Raw genomic sequence first — 24,837 nt, 5'->3', positions numbered from 1 at the left:
ATGATCCCGTGGACCCTGGTCATGGATGAATGCCGAAAACAGAGATTTATTGGCGAAGATATCGTCATCTTCTTGCGTAATGGCTGCCAGTTACTCTTTTGGCTTGCCACTGTCGGTGAACGCCGACAGTGGCAGACCGGATTGGCTCACTCTATAGTCGGGATGCGATTTTTTGCATCGCAAATGAAGTAACCGAAGGGCAAACCGATCGCAAGATCGGGACGCAAAGCTTCCGGTCCAGGGATAAGCCGTACTTGAGATAGCGGGGCCACCACAGGTTGTTGTGCACCTTTGCCAAGAGGCCGCACTGCCGTCTGCGTTACCTGTCAGGGCGTAGCCCTTTTCGTTGCCAACATAACGAAATAGGGAAATATAAAAATGCTAAGTCCAAAGCCTACCATGCTGGCCCTTGCGGTCGGTCTGTGCTGCGCCTCGTCCGCTTATGCTGCGGCGCCCGGCAAGCCGACCATCGGATGGGGCCCCACCAAGTTTTCCATCGTTGAAGTCGATCAGGCGGCCACTGCCTACAACAATCTGGTCAAGGTAAAGGATGCCGCCGATGTGGAGGTGAACTGGAACCTCTGGAGCGGCGATCTGGGCCAGAGTGCCAAGGTACTGCTCAATGGTCAGGAGGTGTGGTCCGGCTCCTCGGCCGCGGCGGGCAGCGCCAAATTCAAGGTGAAGAAAGGGGGGCGCTACCAGATGCAGGTGGCGCTGTGCAACGCCGATGGCTGTACCCTCTCTGATGCCAAGGAGATTGTGGTTGCCGATACCGACGGCAGCCATCTGGCGCCACTCAAGGCGCCGCTGCAGGAGAACAACAAGCCCTACGCCAACAAGTCCGGCAAGGTGGTGGGGACTTACTATGTGGAGTGGGGGGTCTATGGCCGCAAGTTCACAGTGGACAAGATACCGGCCCAGAACCTGACCCATATCCTCTATGGTTTCACCCCCATCTGCGGCGGGGATGGCCTCAACGACAGCCTCAAGGAGATCGAAGGGAGCTTCCAGGCGCTGCAACGGGCGTGTGCCGGCCGGGCTGACTTCAAGGTGGCGATGCACGATCCCTGGGCCGCCATCCAGATGCCGCAAGGCAACCTCACTGCCCATGACGAGCCCTACAAGGGCAACTTTGGCGCCCTGATGGCGCTCAAGCAGGCCTATCCGAACCTCAAGATCCTCCCCTCGGTCGGCGGTTGGACCCTCTCAGACCCCTTCTACTTCCTCGGTGACAAAACCAAGCGTGACGTGTTTGTCGGCTCGGTGAAAGAGTTCCTGCAGACCTGGAAGTTCTTCGACGGTGTGGACATCGACTGGGAGTACCCGGGCGGACAGGGCGCCAACCCGAAACTGGGCAGCCCGAGCGATGGTGCCACCTATGTGGCCCTGATGAAGGAGCTGCGGGCCATGCTCGACGAGCTGGAGGCCGAGACCGGTCGCCAGTATGAGCTCACCTCGGCCATTGGCGCGGGGGGCGACAAGATCCAGGATGTGGACTACAAGGCGGCCCAGCCCTACATGGACCACATCTTCATGATGACCTACGACTACAACGGTGCCTGGAGCAACACCGAGCTGGGCCACCAGACCAACCTCTATGCGGCGAGCTGGGATCCCGATACCAAGTACACCACCGACAAGGCGGTGAATCAGCTGCTGGCGCAGGGGGTTGAACCGGGCAAGCTGGTGGTCGGGGCCGCCATGTATGGCCGTGGCTGGACCGGGGTGAGCGGTTATCAGGGCAACAACCCCTTCACCGGCAAGGCGACCGGCAAGGTGAAAGGCACCTGGGAGGACGGGGTGGTGGATTACCGCGACATCGTCAACAACCGGATGGGGGCTGGCTGGGAGAAGGGCTACGACGAGGTGGCCGAGGCGCCCTATCTGTTCAAGGCGGCGACCGGCGATCTCATCACCTATGACAACGAGCGCTCGGTCAAGGCCAAGGGGCAGTATGTGCTGGCCAACAAGCTCGGTGGCCTCTTCTCCTGGGAGATCGATGCCGACAACGGCGACATCCTCAACGCCATGCATGAAGGGCTGGGCCACGGCGAGGGGACGACTCCACCAGCCAACAAGCCGCCGCTGGCCAACGCGGGCAGTGACTTCAAGGTGACCGGCCCGACCGAGGTGACGCTGGATGGGTCGGCCTCCCACGATCCGGAAAACAGCGCGCTCAGCTACAGCTGGAAGCAGATCTCCGGCCCGCAGGCAGCCCTGCTTGATGCCACTCAGGCCAAGGCCCGTGTTGTACTCGATGCGGTGACTGCCGACATCAATCTGGTGTTTGAGCTGACAGTGACCGATGACCAGCAGTTGAGTGCCAAGGATCAGGTTGTTGTCACCAACAAGGCGCCGCAGGCCAATCTGGCGCCGGTGGTGAGTCTACCTGCCACGGCCTCCGTGGAATCTGGCAAGCAGGTGACCCTCAAGGCGACCGCCTCTGATCCGAATGGTGATCCGTTGACCTATCAGTGGAGCGTGCCGGCAGGCATCACCGCAACGGGTCAGAACAGCGCCACCCTGGTGGTCACCGGCCCGAGCGTCACCAGCGACACCGGCTATGACTTGAGCGTCACCGTCTCCGACGGTGGGTTGGATGCCAGTGCGGCAACCCGTCTGACGGTCAAACCGGCCAGCAGCGGCGGTGGTTGCACGGCGACCGATCCGGATGCGGCCAACTGGCCAGTCTGGAAAGCGGCCAGCACCTATAACAGCGGCGACAAGGTGAGCCACAACCAGCTGGTGTGGCAGGCCAAGTACTGGACCCAGGGCAACGAGCCGAGCCGCACTGCGGATCAGTGGTTGCTGGTGAGTAAGGTGCAACTGGGTTGGGATGCCAATGTGGCCTACAACGGTGGCGAGCTCACCACCCATAACGGCCGTCAGTGGAAGGCGCAGTACTGGACCAAGGGCAATGAGCCCGGCAAACACGGCGTCTGGCAGGATGTGGGGGCCGCCAGCTGTAAATAAGCATTGAATGGTGGCGGGGCATGCCAGTCATGCCCCGTTTTTTCTCCCCGCTTCGCCACATTCTGGCGGGTCTGCCAACCGGTTTCCCCCAGCTTCTCTCGTGTCCCTGCAAAGTGCTCACTCTTGCCTAGTGATTAATGCTCTCCCCGCTTGCTGGCATCTGTGCCGCACGCTGCTCTTTGTTGTGCCGCTTGTGTTGATACATGTCGGCATCGGCTCTGGCAAACGCGGCGGCAAAGTCGCCGCGATAGGGGGTCATCCCCATGCTGCACGAGATAGTCGGAGAGGCGCTGGCCAGCATGGTCGTCAGCCTGGCCATCGCCTGTTGCAGCTCGGTCGGTGTCAGAGTGGTGAGCAGCACAAACTTATCCCCGCCGAAGCGGGCGGCAATCACCCCCTGACCGAAGTGCTGGCGTATGCCATCAGCGATAAGGCGCAGGGCCTGATCACCCGCTAAATGGCCACTGCTGTCATTGAGCTGCTTGAGATTATCCATGTCGATCAGCAGCAGGGTGCCTTCCGGCTGTGCTTGCAGAGCGAGTTCGAATTGCTGGCGATTGGCGAGCCCGGTCAGCTGGTCGGTATTGGCCAGCTGATAGATGCGGCGGGACTGCTGATAGATGGTGATGGCGTGGCGAATATCCCGCGCCAGGATCGCCATCAGGTGGCTGTCGTAGCGGGTAAAGGCATGACGTTTGCTGCTGTCCATATTGATCATGCCGTAGAGCTGACCATCGATATGGATCGGGGTCGCCAGCGTGGCCTGGATGGGCAGGTCGGTGCAGTTGACCAGCAGCTCTCTGTCCTGTTCGGACAGGGGCATGGTGGCATTTATCTTCGACAGGTCGTTGATCAGCAGTGTTTTGTTGCAGCGCCCCTGAGTCAGCTTGTACTGAAAGGTGTGCTCCAGCGGCAGATTGATCCGCCGCAGTTTCACCAGATCCATGCCGATGGCCGCTTCATACCTCAACATGCCTGTGCCCGGCAGCAGCTTGATCAGGCAGCCCATCTCGGCTCCCGGGATCAACATCACGGCTCGTCTGAGCAGATCCTCCAGAAAGGCCTCTTCGGTCTGGTATTGCGCCGAGTTGCGGGCCAGTTCGGCGGTGGTTTCGTTGATCTTGAGCGCCTCACTCAGATGCTGCCACTGGCGGTGCAGATGGTAGCGGTAGTGGCGATAGAGCCAGAAGGTGCAGATAAGGTAGCTCTGGACTAGCAAGGTGCTGGCAAGCGGCGCCCTTTGCCAGCCATTGAGGCTGTTGATAAGCCAGATCATCCCGGCCAGTGGCAAGGCATAAATCGTCAAACGAACAAATTTGTCGTATCTGGATAACCGGGTGCGTGAGGGCAATTCGCTGGGCATGAAGACACCTGCTGGCCATGCAAAGCGGCGATTATAAATTCATTAGTTGCGATACAGATGGGTCTTTTGTCGCATATTGTTCTTACTCATTGATTTTTCTCAATTTGGTGTGATGCAGATCAAAAAAATGGTGTGAGGTATCTGGTTGGAGGTGATGAGATTATGTCTGCATATCCGGCTGTTTTTTAAACATTAATTTCTTGAAAGTGGGTAATTGTCGGGGTTGGTAACTGGTGGGCTGGCAATGGTCCTATTTGCTTACTTATCAGAATTACCCTACAGTCAATCGGCGATTATTTATCGCCAGAAATAACGTTGTGACAAGGGCAAACCGATTGAAAAGTCGGGACGCAAAGCTTCCGGTCTAAGGGTCAAGACGACCTAGGATAGCGGGGCCACCACAGTAGAATGCAGGCTGCCTTTGCCAAGGGGTGGCCGTTTTTGTGTCACCTGTCGTGTTGCGTTGCTCTTTCGTTTTTCCAATAACGAAAAGGAAAGCAATATGCTAAGTCCAAAACCCGCGCTGCTGGCCATGATGGTCGGTACCCTGCTCGCCTCCTCCGCCGCTTATGCGGCAGCTCCCGGCAAACCCGCCATCGGTTGGGGCCCCACCAAGTTTGCCATCGTCGAAGTCAACCAGTCCGCGACCGCTTATAACGAGCTGGTCAAGGTGAAGGATGGCGCCGATGTGACCGTCACCTGGAATCTCTGGAACGGCGATATTGGCCAGAGTGCCAAGGTGCTGCTGGATGGCAAGGAAGTCTGGTCCGGTCCCTCTTCCGCCGCGGGTACCGCCACCTTCAAGGTGCACAAGGGGGGCCGCTATCAGATGCAGGTCGCGCTGTGCAACGGCGATGGCTGTACCCTGTCTGATGCCAAGGAGATCGTGGTCGCCGATACCGATGGCAGCCACCTTGCGCCGCTCAAGCCTGCCCTGCAGGAGCACAACAAGCCTTACGTCAACAAGTCTGGCAAGGTGGTCGGCACCTACTATGTGGAGTGGGGGGTCTATGATCGCAACTTCACCGTGGACAAGCTGCCGGCCCAGAACCTGACCCATATCCTCTATGGCTTCACCCCGATCTGTGGCAGTGATGGCCTCAATGACAGCCTCAAAGAGATTGCCGGCAGCTTCCAGGCGCTGCAACGTGCCTGCGCCGGGCGCAAGGATTTCCAGGTCGCCATTCACGATCCCTGGGCCGCGCTGCAAAAAGGGCAGGGGTCACTGGTTGCCTGGGATTAGCCCTACAAGGGCAACTTCGGCAATCTGATGGCTCTCAAGCAGGCTTATCCGGACCTGAAGATCCTCCCCTCCGTCGGTGGCTGGACCCTCTCCGACCCCTTCTTCTTCATGCATGACAAGGCCAAGCGTGATGTGTTCGTCGCCTCGGTCAAAGAGTTCCTGCAGACCTGGAAGTTCTTCGACGGTGTCGATATCGACTATGAGTTCCCGGGCGGCGATGGCGCCAACCCCAATCTGGGGGACAAGACCAAAGATGGTGAAACCTATGTGCTGATCATGAAGGATCTGCGCGCCATGCTCGACGAGCTGGAGGCCGAGACCGGTCGCACCTATCAGCTCACCTCCGCCATCGGTGCCGGTTACGACAAGATTGAGGATGTGGATTACAAGGTTGCCCAGCAGTACATGGACCACCTCTTCGTGATGAGTTACGACTACAACGGTGCCTGGAGCAATACCTCCCTGGGTCATCAGGCCAACCTCTATCAGGCCACCAACGGCTCGGCCAACAAGCGCTACAACACTGATGCAGCGGTACAGCAACTGCTGGCGCAAGGGGTCGACTCCGAAAAGCTGGTGATCGGTGCCGCCGCCTACGGTCGCGGCTGGAAAGGGGTGAGCGGTTATCAGGGCAATGACCCCTTCACCGGCACCGCCACCGGCAAGATCAAGGGCACCTGGGAAGATGGCGTGCTGGATTATCGCCACATCGTCAACAGCCATATGGGCGCAGGCTGGGAGTACAACTACGACGAGACTGCCGAAGCGGCCACCCTGTTCAAGCCCTCCACCGGCGAGCTGATCACCTATGACGACGAGCGCTCGGTCAAGGCGAAAGGCCAATACGTGCTGGCCAACAAGCTGGGCGGGCTCTTCTCCTGGGAGATCGATGCCGACAATGGCGACATCCTCAACGCCATGCATGAAGGTCTCGGTCACGGCGAAGGGGTCACTCCGCCAGCCAACAAGCCGCCAGTAGCCAATGCGGGCAGCGATCTGAGTGTCACCGGCCCGACCGAGGTGACGCTGAACGGCTCCGCCTCCCACGACCCGGAAAATGGCACCCTCACCTATAGCTGGAAGCAGGTCTCCGGCCCGCAGGCCGCTCTGCTTGATGCCACTCAGGCCAAGGCCCGGGTTGTACTCGATGCCGTGTCCGCCGACATCAATCTGGTGTTCGAGCTGGCAGTGACCGACGACCACAACCTCACCGCCCGCGATCAGGTGGTGGTGACCAACAAGGCGCCGCAGCCCAACCTGCCTCCGGTGGTGACTTTGCCCGCCAGCGTCAAGGTGGAAGAGGGCAAGCAAGTGACCATCACCGCCAAGGCATCCGACCCCAACGACGACGAGCTGATCTATCAATGGCAAGTGCCTGCCGGTATCACGGCGACCGGCCAGAACAGCGCCACTCTGGTGGTCACCGGCCCGGCGGTGGATGTCGAAACCGGTTATGACCTCTTTGTGACCGTCTCCGATGGCGCACTCGATGCCAACGCGGCCACCCATCTCACCGTCACGCCAGTCAACGAAGGTGGTGAGGGGGGCTCTTGCAGCACCACAGATCCGGAAGCGGCCAACGTTCCCGCATGGCAGGCCAGCAAGGTCTACAACGGTGGTGACAAGGTGAGCCACAACCAGCTGGTATGGCAGGCCAAGTACTGGACTCAGGGTAATGAGCCGAGCCGCGCCGCCGATCAGTGGGCGCTGGTGAGTCAGGTTGATCTGGGTTGGAACGCTGCCGTTGCCTACAACGGCGGGGATCTCACCAACCACAACGGCCGTCAGTGGAAGGCCAAGTGGTGGACTCAAGGCAATGAGCCGGGCAAGCACGATGTCTGGCTGGATATCGGGGCAGCAAGCTGTAACTGAGGCCTCCTCACCGATGACGGGGCATGGCGACATGCCCCTCATTCCCGATAGCAATATGAACGAGAACCCGACAATGACCACAAATGTGACCAGAATCGCAGCCCTCATCATGGCAACCCTGGCGGCTGGCCCCCTGTCTGCCACCACCTCGTCCCTGATATTCAATGACACGACACAGCAAAGCGATCTGGCGGGTAGCTTGGCTGCCAGCGTGCAGTTTGCCCAGAGCCAGATCCTGCCTTCCTATCCCAAAGAGGGGGATCGCCAACCCATCCTGACCAGCTTGCGCAAGAGCCTGCTGCTGGTGAAACCGCTCCAGGCCGACGGGGTGACCCCCATGACGGTGGAGGCCCGTGACGGCAGCGGCAAGCTGCTTGGCACCCTGACCTTGTCGCCGCCATCGGCGCTGCCCGAGACGGTCTACCACCTCGCGGGGGTTCCCGAAGGCGGAGTAAGTTTCATCCCGGAGAGCGGCAGCAGTGCCGTCATCAGCAGCAGTGCTGATTTGGCCAAACTGAGCGACAAGAGCGGCGCCTTCCTCAAGGAGCGGCTCACTGGTCGCGCGCTGGTGGAGATCCAGACCGCCGACGGCCGCTGGGTTCGGGATATCTACCTGCCCGTGAGCCCGGAGCTGGAGGGGAAGATGGTGCGGATCCGCTCCAGCGCCGGTTATAACTCGACGGCCTTCTATGGCGAGCGACAGGTGACCGTCTCCCGTGGCCAGACCCTGCAGTTCAAGTTTGCCAACGGGCAGTGGTTCCGCGAGGGGGAGCTGGAGAACAACCGCATCACCTATGCAGCGGATACCTGGAGCGGCGAGCTGCCTGCCGAGTGGATCCAGCCCGGACTGAACCTCTCCGTTCGTCAGGGCAATCTCAGTGGTGAACTGCGTGACATCAAGGTCGGCGCCCCCGGCGAGCTGCTGCTGCACACCATCGACATCGGCATGCTCACCCCGCCACGGGATCGCTTTGCCTTTGCCAATGACAAGGAGGCACATCGCGAATACTTCCAGACCATTCCGGCCAGCCGGTTGATTGTCAGTCAGTATGCACCGCTCTCCCTGCCTGAGGTGATGCTGCCCAACGGCACATTGCTGACTGATTTTGACCCGAGCGAAGGGGGCTGGCATGGCGGCACCATGCGTCAGCGCATCGGCAAGGAGCTTATCTCCCACGGCATCGACAATGCCAACTACGGCATCAACAGCAGTGCTGGTGAAGGGGAGGGAAGCCATCCCTTTGTGGTGGCCCAGCTGACGGCGCACAACAGTCGCGGCAAGTATGCCAATGGAGTTCAGGTGCACGGAGGTTCCGGTGGCGGTGGCATCGTCACGCTGGATGATTCGCTGGGCAACGAGTTCAGCCACGAGGTGGGCCACAACTTCGGCCTTGGCCACTATGTGGATGGTTTCCGCGGCTCGGTTCATCGCAGTGCCGATCAGCTCAACTCCAGCTGGGGCTGGGACAGTGACAAACACCGTTTCATCCCCAACTTCTCACCGACCCGCACCAATGAGGATGCCTGTCTGGATGGCCAGTGCCAGCCACCGTTCGATGGCCGCAAGTTTGGCCACGATGCGATGGCAGGCGGCCGCCCTCTCTCCGGCGCCAACCGTTTCACCCTCTATACCCCCAATTCCGCCGCCATCATTCAGCGCTTCCTCGAGAGCAAGGCAGTGTTCGATGCCAACTCGGCCACCGGCTTTAGCAAGTGGAACAGTGTGACGGCCATGATGGAGCCTTATCAGCACACAATCGAGGGGATCGAGAAGGTCGATGCCCCCATGGATGCCCTGAGCGAGGCCGGACTGAGTGCCCTGCTGGCGGATTACGGCTTGGTCAGGGTCGCCATGTGGGACGGTCGCTGGACTCGTGATATCCGGGTGCCGGTTGCCTCTGCGGACAACCGGGGGCGCAGTCTGACCATCGATCACGGGGCCGGTTACAACAGTCGCCTCTTTATCAACGGCAAGGAAATTGTGGTGAACCGGGGCTTCAAGAAGAGCTTCACCTCGGATGGCCAGAGCTGGGTGGAGGTCTCCCCCATCGATACCAAGGTTGCGCGCAAGCCCGAGCAATTCGGCGTGCCGGTGACCACTCTGGTGGGCTATTACGATCCGCAAGGAGCCCTGCGCAGCTACATCTATCCGGCGCTGCACGGCGCCTACGGCTTCACCTATCCGGATGACAGCAACACCCTGTCCGGCAGTGACTGCCAGCTGCAGGTGGAGACCCGCGATGGTCTGCAGCGCTTCAGGCTGGCCAATCACAGAGCGGCCAGCAGCGTCATGAACAAGTTCCACATCAACCTGCCTACCGCCAGCGAGCCCGGTCGCGCTACCATCCAGTGCCGTGGCCAGACGCTGGTACAGCAGAGCTTGTTGCCACCGCAGCAGACCCTCTCCTTTACCGTCAACGGGCGGCCGCTGGAGCAGGGCGTGGTTGAGAACCAGCCTCCTGTGGTGACCGTACCGGCGCAGCTTGGCGGCATCGGCGGTGAGTGGCTGACCATCACTGCTGAGGCGAGCGATCCCGAGGGGGATGCACTCAGCTACCGCTGGCACTTCCCGGCGGGTTGGCAGGCGGAAGGCGAGACCAGTGCCAACCTGCGTCTGTTACCGCCAGTTGTCACCACCAGCGAGCAGCATGAGCTGAGTGTGAGCGTCTCGGATGGGGTACATCAGAGCGAAGGGCGCGTCATGCTGACGCTGGCGCCCGTGGTCGACGGCTCTTGCAACACCACCGACCCGGAAGCGGCCAACGTTCCCGCATGGCAGGCCAGCAAGGTCTACAACGGCGGCGACAAGGTAAGCCACAACCAGCTGGTATGGCAGGCCAAGTACTGGACTCAGGGTAATGAGCCGAGCCGCGCAGCCGATCAGTGGGCGCTGGTGAGTCAGGTTGATCTGGGTTGGAACGCAGCCGTTGCCTACAACGGCGGGGATCTCACCAACCACAACGGCCGTCAGTGGAAGGCCAAGTGGTGGACTCAAGGCAACGAGCCGGGCAAACACGATGTCTGGCTGGATGTCGGGGCGGCAAGCTGCCCCTAGGTTGAGTCCATGATGAAGATGGCGGAGCCTGTTCAGGCAGGCTCCGCCTTTTGCCACAAAACCATAGAGAGCAACAATAATGAAAAAAAACCGCATCACCCTTCTGCTTGCCGGCATGATGCTGAGCGGCCACCTGTGGGCGGCCGAGGCATACGACATCAACAAATCCTACCCGGGCGGCAGCCAGGTCAATTACAACGGCCAGGTTTTCGAGGCCAAGTGGTGGGTCAACCCGGGTCAGACTCCGGGCATGGCGGCCGCCAATGAGTGGGATACCCCGTGGAAGCTTGTCGGCGAAGGGGAAGTGACCCCGCCGGACACCGGTGGCGATGACAAGCCCAATCCGCCGACGCCTACCCCGCCGGATGGCAGCACCACCCCCGTCTATATGAGCCAGGCCGAGCTGGATGCCAAAGAGAAGGCGCTGACCGACTTCCCGGCGATGGAAGCGGTCAAGGCCTCCATCGCTACCCGGGACAATCTGGTGGTCGAGGCGGTGCAGCCGGGCCGTGTCGACAACCCGGGCAACGTCAAGCGGGTCGAAAGCCTGCTGAGCGAGAGCCAGTTCAACTACCTGTTCCCGCTGCGCGCCCCCGAGTACACCTATCGCGGCCTGCTGCAGGCGGCGGCCAAGTTCCCTGCCCTGTGCAGCGACTACAGCGATGGCCGCGATGCCGATGCCATCTGCCGCAAGACGTTGGCAACCATGTTCGCCCACTTCGCCCAGGAGACCGGTGGCCATGAAAACTGGCGCCCGGAGGCCGAGTGGCGTCAGGCGCTGGTCTACGTGCGCGAGATGGGATGGAATGAGACCATGCGCGGCGGTTACAACGCCGAGTGCCGTCCCGATGTGTGGCAGGGTCAGCAGTGGCCGTGCGGTACGTTCGACAATGGCGAGTTCAAGAGCTACTTTGGCCGCGGTGCCAAGCAGCTCTCCTACAACTACAACTATGGCCCCTTCTCCGAGGCGATGTTCGGCACGGTGCGCACCTTGCTCGACCGCCCCGATCTGGTGGCCGACACCTGGCTGAACCTCGCCAGTGCGGTGTTCTTCTATACCTATCCGCAGCCGCCCAAGCCCTCCATGCTCCATGTCATCGATGGCACCTGGCAGCCGAATGACCATGACAAGCAGAACGGTCTGGTGCCGGGCTTCGGGGTCACTACCCAGATCATCAACGGCGGGGTGGAGTGCGGTGGCCCGGTCGAGCACGCCCAGTCCCAGAACCGCATCAACTACTACCGCGAGTTTGCCAACTACCTCGGGGTGGCGGTGCCATCCGACGAGGTACTGGGTTGCAAGAACATGAAGGTGTTTGACGACAAGGGCGCCGGTGCCTTGCCCATCTATTGGGAGCAGGACTGGAGCTATGTGGCAGAGAACCCCAACGGCGGCAAGAGTTACGCGTGCAAGCTGGTGGGTTACCAGACCCGTTTCAGCGCCTTCAAGGAGGGGGATTACAGCCGCTGCGTTCAGCACTTCTATCCGGAGGTGGTGATCGAGGATAACGGCGGTGGCACCAACCTGCCGCCGGTGGCCAATATCACCGGCCCGGCGCAGGCGGAAGGCGGCAGCAAGGTAACCCTCTCCGGCCAGCACTCCAGCGATCCGGAAGGCAAGCCGCTCTCCTATGCCTGGACAATCCCGGCTGGAGCCTCTGCCCCGGCACTGGATCAGGTCACTCTGGAGTTGACTCTGACCAAGCCGGCCAGCGATACCAAGCTGGATATCAAACTGACGGTCACAGATGAAGGCAATCTGAGCCGCAGCACCACCCATAGCCTGCTGGTGAAAGGAGAGGAGGGGGGCGTAACGCCGCCTGACTATCCGGCCTATAAAGAGGGGACTCCCTACAAGGCGGGCGAGCGGGTCAGCAATGGCGGTGTCAGCTACGAGTGCAAACCGCATCCCTACACCGGCTGGTGTGCCGGTGCCGCCTGGGCCTATGAGCCGGGCAAGGGTACGGCCTGGGCCGATGCCTGGATCAAGCTCTGAGCCGTTTCAGGGTTACAAGGCTTACCGATTAGCCAGCGCACTATCTGGTGTAATCACAGTCTGGTGCAATAAAAGATGGGGCCTGCGGGCCCCATTCTTGTTTGGTGGAGTTCAGGTTTGGCCGTGGAACATCTGGCCCGGACAGGACAGCGCCTCGAAAGGGCTGTGTAATGATGTGTGTTGTTTTTTTATTACATTTTCCGTGAAAGGCTTTCAGCAATTACTTGCCGTAGCGGAAGTAGTATTCACGGGTGGAGGGGGCATAGGCATCTTTCTCTACAACGCCGTTCTTGGTAGTTGCACCGCGCAGGTGGAACAGGACTGCCAGATTCTCAAACATGGTTTACCTCATCGCTCTGTCATTTATGGTTATGGTGTGTGACCTGGGTCACGGTTTGATCCTATGGTCATTTGTGAGCTAGATCAACTTTCTGTGTTGTAAATTTACAAAAATCATGGAAAGGGTTTTCAAATGCAATGCCCTTTATGGAAAGGCTTTCCCGAGGTGACGGGGGAGAAGCTGATGATCAGCTAGCAAAAGGGGCCTGAGAGCGGGGGCGTTGCACGGGGAAAGAGGCTTGCTGCACGGCCTCTCCTTTATAGGTGCTTGAGCCGATTTGTGACATAAAACAGAGAGATAGCACGCGTCTTGCTGGTAAAAACAGCGAACTGCTGCAATTTTGACTAAACGAATCAGTCGCGGTTATTTTAGGGTTGACAGCAAAGCGGGTGATGCCTATCATGCGCCTCCGTTGCCGGAGATAACTTCGTCAGCGCCGAGGTGAGTTGGGGTTATAGCTCAGCTGGGAGAGCGCTTGCATGGCATGCAAGAGGTCCGCGGTTCGATCCCGCGTAGCTCCACCAAATTATCCTCGAACAATCTGGAATCAAAGGGGTTATAGCTCAGCTGGGAGAGCGCTTGCATGGCATGCAAGAGGTCCGCGGTTCGATCCCGCGTAGCTCCACCAGATTCTTGATTGTTGTATTGAATACCCAGGGCAGTGTGGTGTGTATCACCCAAGCCGACCTTTGTGGGGTTATAGCTCAGCTGGGAGAGCGCTTGCATGGCATGCAAGAGGTCCGCGGTTCGATCCCGCGTAGCTCCACCATTATTTAGGATGAATGGCCGCCAGAACCATTCATTTAGTACCGAATTTGGGGTTATAGCTCAGCTGGGAGAGCGCTTGCATGGCATGCAAGAGGTCCGCGGTTCGATCCCGCGTAGCTCCACCAAATTCAGAGTGACTGCCGGTCATTCACAAAAATCGGGGTTATAGCTCAGCTGGGAGAGCGCTTGCATGGCATGCAAGAGGTCCGCGGTTCGATCCCGCGTAGCTCCACCAAATTCTTGTTACAAGAAACAAAAAGGCCACCGCATCGCGGTGGCCTTTTTGTTTTCTCCATCATTTATTTTCTCCATACGCCCGCGCCTTTCATTTGTAAATCCAATGACCTGAATGAAAAAGCCCGCGAGACTCGCGGGCTTTGCTTGCACTATTCAGATGCGCTTGTGGTTAACGGCGACGTCGCCAGGCCAGCGGTAACAGGGCCAGCAGGCCGAGTCCCAGTGCACCACCGCCTGAGGAGGTGTCCGGTTTGGTGGCATCGCTCTCCAGTCTCAGGTCGACGATGATGGGATCATGGTCGGAGGCACTGAAGGGGTTGTCAGACTTGAGCAGGGAGCCGGTGTACTGGCTGCCGTATTCGAACAGGGAGCTCTCGAAGGAGTTGATGTGCCAGTCGGCGACACCTGCCACCTTGCTGGCCAGCGCCGGGTTGGCGAGGGCATAGTCCAGGGTGCCCAGCTCCCCGTCGTAGCTGTAGGAGATGGCTTTCTCCTTGTTGAATTTGACGTTGAGATCGATCAGGCCGTAGCTGCGAGTCACTTCGCGACCGAGCTGTTCATAGGACTGATCACCGATAAAGGTGTGAGAGGCCGATACGATCTTCCGCTCGCTGGTGGCCGGGTTGTAGTCGGTCAGCACCCGGATCGGATCTTCCTTGGCGTAGGAGTTGAAGTCGCCAACCAGCAGCACCTGGCCCGGCAGTTTGCTGACCGCTTCACCCAGCACCTTGGCCGCGCTCACGCGGAACTCGGTACACTTGCCCTGCAGGTCGGCCGGTTCTGTCTTGCCATCGCCATTTTCGTAGCAGCCTGACCCCTTGGATTTGAGGTGGTTGACCACCAGCGTCAGCGGCTCCTTGCTCTTGGCGAGGGTGAAGGTCTGAACCAGCGAGTCGCGCTGACCGGCTGTCTTGGCCACACCACCAGTGGTGTAGCGCTGCTCCGGCAGCTTGATGACGCTGGCATCTCCGCTGGGGGTGAGCAGGGCAGGACGGTAGATCATCGCCACCATGATGGCGTCGCCGCCGAAGAACTTGCCATCGGTAAGTGCCTTGACCGGCAGACGCACATAGGCGTAGTGTTTGCTCGCATCCTTCTGCTGTTCGTTGAGGCGGGTCACCAGATTGTGGAGGGCCGAGTTATCTTCGAAGCCGTTGTTCTCCATCTCCATCAGGCCGAGCAGATCTGCATCCATTGCGGTGATGGCATTGACGATCTTGGTGCGCTGTTTCTCGAACTCGGGCTGGCTCTTGGCTCCCCGGTTGCAACCTTTGGCGTTGTCGGCATCCGCCTGATCCTTGCACAGGATATTGAGTGCGCCGCCAATGCTGGAGTGGCTGGTGAAGTAGTTGAGCACGTTGAAGCTGCCGATCCGTAGATCGCTGCCAGCGAGGCGAGCTGGCGCGTCTTGACGATCCTCTTCAGGGCTACGCAGCAGAGCACCGGCAGTCAGGGTGATATCGCTCGGTACTACCAGACGGAAGGCATCCTTGTTATAGACGATAACCCCCTCCAGCCCGGTCAGTTGATCGCCGATACGCAGATATCCCTGATCGGCATCCCAGCTCGGGAACCAGGGCAGTACGCCATCCGGTGCTTTGTAATCAGACTCGACCACCAGACGGTTGCTGCCATTTTTGGTGGCCAGTGCGACAGCGTCCGCACTGTTGGCAACATGAAGTTGGGTCGGTTTGATCAGTGGGGTTTTGTGGGCCAACTCTACGTTGTTGCGATAGACCTTGTAGTCGAAGCCGTAGTTGCGGGTCAGGTGCAGGTCACTGCTGCTGTCGAGACGTACCCGCATCCCTTCGTGGCGATTGAGCGCTTGCGCCAGCGTCTCCCCTTCATTGACCTGCAATACGCTGGTCGGCACATTCAGCCCTTGTGCGGTGACTTGCAGGCGGGCTTTGCTGGATTCGAAGGTGGGTTTGAGCTGGGTGCCGCCGTAATACTCCTCGACCTTGGCTTCGAGGCAGAGTTCAGCCCCCGGTTTGACGTCTTTATATTTGGTCGCGAAGTCCTTGTCGTTCAGATAGACAAAGATGCCATCAGAGGTGGCCGGATTGCCATCGCCCACCGGGTCAGTCAGATAGAAACCCTTGGTCAGACTTTGGCCAAGCGTCGTCACGATACCGCGAACGTTGAAGGTGCCCGGGCTGATTTTGCCGGTCACCTTGCCGTTATTGTCGGTCACGGTCTGGGTGGCCAGCGCGCTGGCGGAGCCTGTACCCTGAATGGTCGGGATGGGGGTGAGTTGAGCCGGATCGGACGGGCAGACAAATGCCGCATGGGCGCCTGAGGATGCAAGTGCCAGCCCCACGGCCAGCGACAGCAGGGTACGAGTACCTTTCATAGGTGTTCCTTTTTTATTTTTGCCAGTGATTCCATAGCCTTGGCTCGTTGACCAAGGGCGCGCATTGTCACATTTCTGGCATGTCATACCAGTGAGCCAACGCACATTAAATGAATCTGGGAAGGTGCGGGAAAGCGTTTTTATGATCCCAATAACGATATGATTTTTTTGATAATTCAATCAATTTTAACCCTGTGATCATGACGCTTTCGTGGCAGGGGATAATTCTCTTTGAGAATAAAGATTGAGGGGATCTTGTCGCCTTCCTATACTGGGTTCGTTCCTCACGGAACCCAGGTAAAGGGCAAACCGGCAGTGATGCCGGGGCGCAATGCTTCCGGTCTCGATCGTGGATCCAGATAGCGGGGTTTCCCTGGGTGAGGGGTGGTTTTTGTGGCAGGTCCATTGCCAGTTGTCTGCGCCCATCATGCAGGTTGCGATCGTTCTTTGCCTTGGTGACCAAGCCAAGACAAAACAAGGAAGATAACAATATGCAGCAGCTCTTCAGACCCAGCAGGCTTGCCATGCTGGTCGCCCTTGCGGCTGCGCCCGCCTGGGCTCAGGCCGCTTATCCCGCCTATAAATCCGGTACTGCCTACAAGGCTGGCGATATCGTCAGCAACGTCGGTGCCCTCTATGAATGCAAAGAATTTCCCTATTCAGGCTGGTGCGGGGCATCCCCCTATCACTATGAGCCGGGGGTAGGTGTAGTCTGGGCAGATGCCTGGAAGCCCTATGGTGGCGAGGTGCCCCCTCCTGCACTCGGCGTAGCCGTCAGCTCGCCAGCTGCTGGCGCCAGCTTCAACGAAGGTACCAGTGTGGCGCTGGCGGTGACCTTGAGCGGCCCGGTGACGGCGCTGGTTAAAGTGGAATACCTTGTCGACGGCAAGCTGGTGGCCACGGCCAGCGCCTCGCCCTGGAGTGCCAGCTGGAGCGCCGCCGGAGTGGGGGCCCATACCCTCAAAGCTCGCGCGCTGGATAAAGATGGCAAGGTGCTGAGCGAAGCGGATTCGAGCTTCAACGTCGCCGCCGTGGTCGCGCCAGAGGCGCCCAAGGCGAGCATCAGCAGCCCGGCCAATGGCGCCAAGGTGACGCTGGGTCGCAGTGTGGCGGTGAGCGGTAACGTTACCGATGCCAACAACGATGTGGCCAAAGTCGAGCTCTATGTCGACGGCAAGAAGGTGGGCGAAGATACCACTGCCCCCTGGCAGGTGAACTGGACGCCGGATGTCAAAGGCAGTGCCGCCCTCAAGCTGGTGGCTACTGACAAGACCAATCTGAGCGGTGAGTCGGCGGCGGTGACCGTCAATGTCGAGGAGGCCGCGCTGCCGCCCACCGGTGGCAACCTCTCTTGTGACATTCGCCAGATCTATCGTCCGGATGGTTACGAGTGCATGGGGGATGACCATGCCCGTCGGGTCATCGGCTACTTCACCTCCTGGCGCACTGGCAAGAACGGCCTGCCTGCCTATCTGGTGAGCGATATTCCATGGAACAAGATCACCCACATCAACTACGCCTTCGCGGCGGTGGATGAGCAGAGCCACACCATCAAGGTGGACGATGCAGCCACCAAGATGACCTGGGATGGCGTGCCGGGTGCCGAGATGGATCCTGAATTCGCCTACAAGGGCCACTTCAACCTGCTGTCGAAGTACAAGAAGCAGTATCCGGACGTGAAGACCCTCATCTCGGTCGGCGGCTGGGCCGATACGCGCGGCTTCTACACCGCCACTACCAAGGGTGACTGCTCGGTCAATACTGCCGGTATCAATACCCTGGCTGACTCGGCGGTGAGTTTTATCCGCCAGTACGGTTTTGACGGGGTCGATATCGACTACGAATACCCCACCTCGATGAAGGATGCGGGCAATCCCAACGACTTCCCGCTCTCCAACCAGTGCCGGGCCAAGCTGTTTGCCAATTACGAGGTGCTGATGAAGACCTTGCGGGCGCGGCTCGACAACGCCGGTAACGAAGATGGCCGCAAGTATATGCTGACCATCGCCTCACCGGCCTCGGCCTATCTGCTGCGCGGGATGGAGAACTTCCAGGTCACCCAGTACCTCGATTACGTCAACCTGATGACTTATGACTTCCACGGTGCCTGGAACCACTTTGTCGGTCACAACGCGGCGCTGTTTGACAACAATGCTGACCCCGAGCTCTCCCACTGGGGCGTCTATACCCAGGCCCAGTTTGGCGGTATCGGTTACCTCAACGCCGCCTGGTCTGCCCATTACTTCCGCGGTGCGCTGGCGGCCGGCAAGATCAACGTCGGTGTGCCCTATTACACCCGCGGTTGGCAGGGGGTGAGTGGTGGCAGTCACGGGTTGGGTGGCAAGGCGGCCTTGCCGAGTCAGAGTGATTGTCAGCCGGGCACCGGTGGCAGCACGATTCCGTGCGGCAACGGGGCGGTCGGCATCGACAACATCTGGCACGATCTGGACAAGAACGGCAAAGAGATCGGCGGTGGCGCCGTTCCCATGTGGCATGCCAAGAACCTGGAGAATGCGGCCAGCCTCGGCATCACCACGCTGCCGAGCTACGGCACCGCCTGGGGTCTGGATCCCAACAACCCGGCTCACGTGATGCAGGGCAAGTACGTCCGTTACTACGATGACAAGGCCCACGCGCCTTGGCTCTGGAACGAAGAGAAGAGGGTGTTCCTCTCCACCGAAGATGAAGAGTCCATGGGCCACAAACTGGACTACATCATTAAGCGCGGTCTGGGCGGCGTGATGTTCTGGGAGATGGCGGGCGACTACGCCTTCGATCCGGCCAAGAACGAGTACGGCATGGGCAGCACTCTGACTACTCTTGCCTACGACAAGTTTGCCAAGGCAACCCCGTACAACACCAAGCAGAATGATCTGGCCGCGCCGAGCGCTCAGCTCGACATCCAGGTCAGCCTCTCCGGCTTCAAGGAAGGGGACTCCAACTACCCGATCAACCCGAAACTCAAGCTGATCAACAAGTCGACCCAGACCATTCCGGGCGGCGCGCGCATCGAGTTTCTGGTGCCTACCTCCACCTCTGACACCATCACGGATCAGAGTGGCATGGGGCTGAAAGTGGTGGAGAGCGGTGGCAACGACAACTCGGAAGGTATTGCGGGCGAGAAGGACTTCCACAAGGTCGCCATGAACCTGCCGGGCTGGCAGACCCTGGCACCGGGGGCCGAGATTGAAGTCGCGATGACCTACTACCTGCCTGCGGCGGGTGTGCCGAGCGGGATGCGCATCATCAGCGGCAGCCAGACCATCGGGCTCAAGGCCGAGTTCCCGACCCTGCCGGAGGCCGTGCTGGGCTCGGGGGGCGGCGAGAATCCGGGTACCAGCTGCAGCAGCCAGAACGTCAATCCGACGGCTTACAAGGCCTATCCGAGCTGGCCGCAGGGGGATCATGCCAATGGCGGCGATCGCATTACCCATAACAAGGTGGTGTGGCAGGCGAACTGGTGGACCAGCAGTGAGCCCAAGGCAACCGATGGCAGTTGGAAATCCGTATGTAGCTATTGATTTTAAAATCAATGAGATAAGTGAGGCTTCGGCCTCACTTTTTTTGTCTGGTTGGTCGCTCTGGTTGAAAATGCGTCTGCCTTTCCTGACAGGCAGCCTCTATAATAGAGTCGATTAATAATCAGATGGATATCAGCGTATGGCGAGTATATTGGATTCCGTTGATCAACGAACTCAGCTGGTGGGTGAAAACCGCCTCGAGTTGTTGATGTTTCGTCTCGGCACCCGTCAGATGTTCGCCATCAACGTCTTCAAAGTGCGGGAAGTGGTCAAGCTGCCCCACCTCAGCAAGATGCCGGGTTCCCACCACAATATCAGCGGGGTGGCCAATATCCGCGGTACCTCGATCCCGGTGATCAACCTGCGCAGCGCCATCGGCATGCGTCCCATGCCCATCGACAGTGAATCCAACCTCATCATTACCGAGTACAACCGTACCATTCAGGGCTTTCTGGTGGGGCAGGTGGCCAATATCGTCAACATGACCTGGAAGGATATACTGCCGCCGCCGCGCTCCGCCGGGCGCGCCAACTACCTCACCGCCATCACCCGCATTCCCGAAGATGGAGTGGATCAGATCGTCGAGATCATCGACGTGGAGAAGGTATTGGCGGAGATCATCACCTATGACATCCGCATCTCCGAAGAGGTGCTGGATCGGGAGATCCTGCCCGAGATGCATGGACGCAAAGTGCTGATCGTCGATGACTCCAGCACCGCCCGCAATCTGGTGCGCGAGACCCTGGGCCAGCTTGGGCTTGAGGTGATCGAGTGTCAGGATGGTTTGCAGGCGCTGACCCTGCTCAAGGGGTGGTGCGATGCAGGCAAGAAGGTGACCGACGAGATCCTGCTGATGATCACTGATGCCGAAATGCCGGAGATGGATGGCTACCGCCTGACCCACGAGGTGCGCAGCGATCCGCGTATGTCCGATCTCTTTATCACCCTCAACACCTCCCTGAGCGGCAATTTCAACGAAGCCATGGTCAAGAAGGTGGGGTGCGACCGCTTTATCTCCAAATTCCAGCCTGACTTGCTGGTCGGCGTGGCCCAGGAGCGGCTGCGCCAGGTGCTGGAAAGCTGAGACGCTGCCTGCCGGTTATGCTAAATCAATAACAACACATCCCGCTTCGGCGGGATGTTTTGTTACTGGGTATTGGCGATGGATTGGTTGAATCAAGGTGCCATGCCGAGATCGTCGACCATTCAAAACATCCGATTTTGGCGGGATATTTTGTTATGGGATATTGGCGATAGACGGCGGGCTTATTGGCTGAGCAGCGGCTCCATAAAGCGGGCGACTTTATCGCGGATTTGTGGCTGGGCCGCCGGGGTGGGATGAATACCATCGTTCATCATAAGTTCAGGGCGCAGCGCAATATCATCCATAAAGAAGGGCAGCAGCGGCAGATCGTTAGCCTGGGCCAACTCGGGAAAGATCTGTTCGAACTGGCGCAGATAGCGGGCACCGTAGTTGCGGGGTAGCTGGATTTGGGTCAACACCACACGGGTCTGCTGCTCCTTGGCGAGCGCGATCATGCTGGCCAGATTTTGGCGGGTAATGGTCGGTGCGAAGCCGCGCAGGCCGTCGTTGCCTCCCAGTTCGATCAGCAGCCAGTCCGGTTTGTGCTCCTTCAGCAGAGCGGGCAGACGGGCCAGCGCCCCCTGGGTCGTTTCACCGCTGATGCTGGCATTGAGCAGGGTGTGTTTGCCCCCCTCCTCCTGCCATTTCTGGTTGAGCAGGGCTGGCCAGCTCTGCTCAACCTGCATTTGATAGCCGGCGCTCAGGCTGTCTCCCAGCACCAGCAGGGTCTGGGCCTGAGCCGACGAGAGCAGGCTGCCGAGGCCAACGAACAAGGCAAACAGAATACGCACCATCAATTCAACTCCCGCTATGGATTGTCATCAAGGGATTGGAACAAAGGATACAGAGCATGAGTTCAACCCCCATTATTGTCGTCAAGGGCCTCGGCAAATCGGTTCGCCTCGGCCAGGAAAGCCTCACCATCCTTGAAGGGATCGATCTGCAAGTCAATAGCGGCGAGACGGTGGCACTGGTTGGCGCCTCCGGCTCCGGCAAGTCCACCCTGCTGGGGCTGCTGGCCGGGCTCGATCTGCCGAGTCAGGGGGATATCGAGATCCTCGGCAAATCCCTTGGCGAGCTGGATGAGGAGGGGCGGGCCCGATTGCGCGCCGAGCAGATCGGTTTTGTGTTCCAGTCGTTCCTGCTGCTCCCGACCATGACGGCGCTGGAGAATGTGATGCTGCCTGCCGAGCTGCGCGGCGAGCGCGATTGCGAACCAAGAGCTCGCGAGCTGCTGGCCGCGGTCGGGCTTGGCGAGCGGTTGCACCATCTGCCGCCACGGCTCTCCGGCGGTGAGCAGCAGCGGGTGGCCATCGCCCGCGCCTTTATGACCCGTCCCAGCCTGCTGCTGGCGGACGAGCCGACCGGCAACCTCGACAGCAAGACCGGCGAGAAGGTTATCGAGCTGCTGTTTGAACTCAATCGCAAGCACGGCACCACGCTAGTGGTGGTGACCCATGATCATCAGCTGGCCGAGCGTTGCCAGCGGCAAGTGGTTATGACGGCGGGCAGACTGGATCGCGAGGTGGCCCATGGTGTGGTGTAACGGGGTGAGCTGCGGGTCAGGCGGGAGATGCAAGGGATGATGCAGTGGCGATTGGGATGGCGACTGCTTCGCCGGGAAGGTTTCAGCGGCGAGCTGCGCTGGTTTGTGCTGGCGCTGGCCCTGAGCGTGGCGTGCGTCTTGAGTGTGGCATTGGTGGCGGATCGGCTCGATGCCGGACTCAAGGCGTCGGGCCGCGACTTTATCGGGGCGGATCGGGTGCTGCGTACTGCCGCTGCTCTGCCGGATGGTTGGCTGGAACGAGCGAAACAGGATGGCTTGGCGGTGCAGACCACCGTCAGCTTCAACAGCATGCTGTTTCACGGTGATGCGTTGCAGCTCGCCTCCATTCGGGCGGTGCCCGACGGTTTTCCCTTCTATGGCAAGCTCACTCTGGAACCTGCCCGCGCCCCGGCTCCCGGCGAGATCTGGCTCTCCGCCCGGGTGATGCAACTGCTCAAGGCCAAAACGGGGGATGAGCTGGAGGTGGGCAATACGGTGCTCAATGTGGCAGGCCTGCTTGGCGAGGAGCCGGATCAGGGCTTCAGCCCCTTCCTGCTGGCGCCGCGTGCGCTGATCCACACAGCCGATATCGAGGCAACTGGTGCCCTGCTCCCCGGCAGCCGCCAGCAGTGGCGCTATCTGTTCAAGGGGCCGAGAGAGTCGCTGGCCCGTTACGAGCAATGGTTGTTGCCGAAATTGCATGCCGGACAGAAGTGGATCAAACCGGATGACAGCGAATCCCAAGTGGGCCGCTCGCTGGCCAATGCCGAACGTTTCTTCCGGCTCGCCTCGCTAAGCGGGGTGTTGCTGGGGGCGTTGGCGATGGGGATTGCGGTGCGCCACTTTGCCGAGCGCCAGACCAATATGGTGGCGCTGCTCAAGACCCTGGGGGCATCTCGTCGCTCGCTCTGGCAACTGATGGGAACCCTGCTGCTGTCGCTGACGCTGATTGGTGCGTTGCTGGGTCTGGTGGCGGGCACAGCCATGCAGTGGATCACCTTGCAACTGCTGGGGGACCTGCTGCCGCCGGATCTGCCGCCCCCCTCCTGGCGCCCCTTTGCGCTGGGCGTGGCAGTGGCGCTCTTTATCACCCTGCTGCTTGCTTTTGTGCCCTTCTTGCGGCTGCTGAAGGTGCCGCCGCTGCGGGTATTGCGCCGGGAGCTGGAGGCGGGGATTCCCCCCTGGCTGGCCCTGCCGGTCGGCCTGTTCGGGCTGTTTGCGCTGGTCTGGGGCTTTACCGCCGATGTACGGCTGGCGCTGGGTCTGGTGGGTGGCATGGGCTTGCTGATGGCCCTGCTGGCCCTGCTGGCGGCACTGATGTTGCGGCTGGGGGCAAGAGTGAGCGGGCCTCATGCCTTGCGGCTGGCGCTGGCCCACCTGTCGCGCGAGCGCAGCAGCGGCCTGTTTCAGCTGGCGGGCTTTGCGCTGGCGCTGATGCTGTTTGGCTTGCTCTGGGCGGCCCGGGTCGATCTGCTGGATGAGTTTTCGGCCCGTCTCCCGGTTGATGCGCCCAACCGTTTTCTGGTCAATGTGGCGGAGAACGAGCGGGAGGGGATCCTGAGCGAACTGGCGGCGGCCGGGGCCAACACTTCCGACTTCTACCCCATGGTGCGCGGCAGGCTGACCCATATCGCCGGTGAGGCGGTGGGCGAGGGGGCCAGCAGTGGCCGCGAGGGGGTCGATCGGGAGCTCAACTTCACTACCACAACAACCCTGCCAATCGACAACAAGCTGGTGGCCGGGAAATGGCTTGCCGGACCCGGCGAGGTGTCGGTGGATAGCGAGCTGGCCAAGCGGCTCGATATCAAGTTGGGGGACATGCTCGCCTTTACCATCGAGGGGCGCAGCTTTGGCGCCAGGGTCACCAGTTTGCGCAGCATCAAGTGGGACAACATGCGCCCCAACTTCTACATGATCTTCTCCGAGGATCTGCTGGCATCCTTCTCCCGTACCTGGCTTGGTAGTTATCGATTGCCCGAGGCGGGGCGCACTGCCGAGGTGGAGCTTATTCGCCGCCACCCCACGGTGAGCCTTATCGATGTGGATGATCTGATTGCGCGGCTCACTCAGGTCTCGGAGCAGGTGAGTAGGGCGCTGGCGCTGATGCTGGGGCTGGTGACAGTGGCGGCGCTGCTGGTGCTGCTGACCCAGACTCAGGCCAGCATGGCTCAGCGTCGGCGCGAGCTGCTGCTGATGCGCACTCTGGGTGCCAGCAGTGAACTACTGAAAAAGATGCTGCGCTGGGAGCTGGTGGCCAGTGGTGCGCTGGCGGGGCTCTGTGCCGCCATGGTGGTGGAGCTCTGCTCTTTTGGCCTGCAGTGGTGGTGGTTCGAGGGGCAGTGGCAGTTCCACTGGGCCATCTGGCTCGGCCTGCCGACGCTGGGGGCACTGCTGGTGACGCTGGCGGGGCAGAGGATGCAGCGCCAGCTGCTGGCTGGCACCCTGAGCGATCGGCTGCGGGGTCTGGGCCAGGGGTTGTTGTAATC

Annotated in this window: 10 protein-coding genes, 5 tRNA genes, 1 pseudogene and 3 riboswitches; of the genes and pseudogenes, 13 read left to right on the top strand and 3 right to left on the bottom strand. The window is 60.1% G+C overall.

Features of this window, described 5'->3' with window-relative positions:
- The first annotated feature begins 188 nt into the window (after positions 1–188).
- A riboswitch (cyclic di-GMP riboswitch) is annotated at positions 189–276 on the top strand.
- A gap of 102 nt (positions 277–378) precedes the next feature.
- Complete coding sequence (locus tag ACTG2J_RS16435; protein WP_439989351.1) at positions 379–2,973, top strand: glycosyl hydrolase family 18 protein; 2,595 nt, start codon at positions 379–381, stop codon at positions 2,971–2,973.
- A 127-nt stretch (positions 2,974–3,100) separates the two neighbouring features.
- Here ACTG2J_RS16435 and ACTG2J_RS16430 read toward each other — a convergent pair whose 3' ends face one another.
- Positions 3,101–4,336, bottom strand: a complete 1,236-nt coding sequence (locus ACTG2J_RS16430) for a sensor domain-containing diguanylate cyclase (RefSeq protein WP_439997675.1) — start codon at positions 4,334–4,336, stop codon at positions 3,101–3,103.
- 315 nt (positions 4,337–4,651) lie between these two features.
- Positions 4,652–4,739: riboswitch (cyclic di-GMP riboswitch) on the top strand.
- A gap of 99 nt (positions 4,740–4,838) precedes the next feature.
- Between ACTG2J_RS16430 and ACTG2J_RS16425 the strand changes: the two are divergent.
- The 8 genes and pseudogenes from ACTG2J_RS16425 to ACTG2J_RS16390 all read left to right on the top strand — a co-directional run bounded on the left by ACTG2J_RS16425 (position 4,839) and on the right by ACTG2J_RS16390 (position 13,845).
- Positions 4,839–7,451 (top strand): annotated as a pseudogene (locus ACTG2J_RS16425) (glycosyl hydrolase family 18 protein).
- Positions 7,452–7,524: 73 nt separating this feature from the next.
- Positions 7,525–10,506, top strand: a complete 2,982-nt coding sequence (locus ACTG2J_RS16420; RefSeq protein ID WP_439997674.1) for a M66 family metalloprotease — start codon at positions 7,525–7,527, stop codon at positions 10,504–10,506.
- Positions 10,507–10,585: 79 nt separating this feature from the next.
- Positions 10,586–12,502: a glycoside hydrolase family 19 protein gene (locus ACTG2J_RS16415; protein WP_439997673.1), complete on the top strand. Its 1,917-nt coding sequence runs from the start codon at positions 10,586–10,588 to the stop codon at positions 12,500–12,502.
- Between the two features lie 788 nt (positions 12,503–13,290).
- Positions 13,291–13,366 (top strand) — tRNA-Ala (locus tag ACTG2J_RS16410).
- 28 nt (positions 13,367–13,394) lie between these two features.
- Positions 13,395–13,470: transfer RNA gene (locus ACTG2J_RS16405), tRNA-Ala, on the top strand.
- Between the two features lie 65 nt (positions 13,471–13,535).
- A tRNA-Ala gene (locus ACTG2J_RS16400) sits at positions 13,536–13,611 on the top strand.
- A gap of 48 nt (positions 13,612–13,659) precedes the next feature.
- A tRNA-Ala gene (locus tag ACTG2J_RS16395) sits at positions 13,660–13,735 on the top strand.
- 34 nt (positions 13,736–13,769) lie between these two features.
- Positions 13,770–13,845 (top strand) — tRNA-Ala (locus tag ACTG2J_RS16390).
- A 171-nt stretch (positions 13,846–14,016) separates the two neighbouring features.
- Here the strand turns inward: ACTG2J_RS16390 and ACTG2J_RS16385 are convergent.
- Entirely contained in the window at positions 14,017–16,200 is a 2,184-nt protein-coding gene (locus ACTG2J_RS16385) for an ExeM/NucH family extracellular endonuclease (protein ID WP_439997672.1), read from the bottom strand.
- 293 nt (positions 16,201–16,493) lie between these two features.
- Positions 16,494–16,576: riboswitch (cyclic di-GMP riboswitch) on the top strand.
- 115 nt (positions 16,577–16,691) lie between these two features.
- On the opposite strand from ACTG2J_RS16385, the gene ACTG2J_RS16380 reads away from it, so the two are divergent.
- Both ACTG2J_RS16380 and ACTG2J_RS16375 read left to right on the top strand, forming a co-directional pair.
- A complete protein-coding gene (locus ACTG2J_RS16380; protein WP_439997671.1) occupies positions 16,692–19,721 on the top strand; it encodes a glycosyl hydrolase family 18 protein in 3,030 nt (1,009 codons plus the stop codon).
- A 139-nt stretch (positions 19,722–19,860) separates the two neighbouring features.
- Positions 19,861–20,805, top strand: a complete 945-nt coding sequence (locus ACTG2J_RS16375) for a chemotaxis protein CheV (protein ID WP_005335238.1) — start codon at positions 19,861–19,863, stop codon at positions 20,803–20,805.
- A 182-nt stretch (positions 20,806–20,987) separates the two neighbouring features.
- Here the strand turns inward: ACTG2J_RS16375 and ACTG2J_RS16370 are convergent, their stop codons facing one another.
- Complete coding sequence (locus ACTG2J_RS16370; RefSeq protein WP_005335237.1) at positions 20,988–21,599, bottom strand: arylesterase; 612 nt, start codon at positions 21,597–21,599, stop codon at positions 20,988–20,990.
- Between the two features lie 56 nt (positions 21,600–21,655).
- Here ACTG2J_RS16370 and ACTG2J_RS16365 point away from each other — a divergent pair, with 56 nt between their 5' ends.
- Positions 21,656–22,351 (top strand): ABC transporter ATP-binding protein, encoded by a 696-nt coding sequence (locus ACTG2J_RS16365; RefSeq protein WP_098970368.1) that lies wholly within the window; start codon positions 21,656–21,658, stop codon positions 22,349–22,351.
- A 36-nt stretch (positions 22,352–22,387) separates the two neighbouring features.
- On the top strand, positions 22,388–24,835 hold the full coding sequence (locus ACTG2J_RS16360; RefSeq protein WP_113739655.1) for an ABC transporter permease: 2,448 nt from the start codon (positions 22,388–22,390) through the stop codon (positions 24,833–24,835).
- The last annotated feature ends 2 nt before the right edge of the window (positions 24,836–24,837 follow it).

This window comes from Aeromonas sp. 6P, assembly GCF_051919525.1.
In the GTDB taxonomy this organism is placed as follows: Bacteria; Pseudomonadota; Gammaproteobacteria; order Enterobacterales; family Aeromonadaceae; genus Aeromonas; species Aeromonas veronii.
The sequence above is the reverse complement of the archived record's forward strand: the minus strand, read 5'-3'. Positions and strand labels throughout refer to the sequence as shown.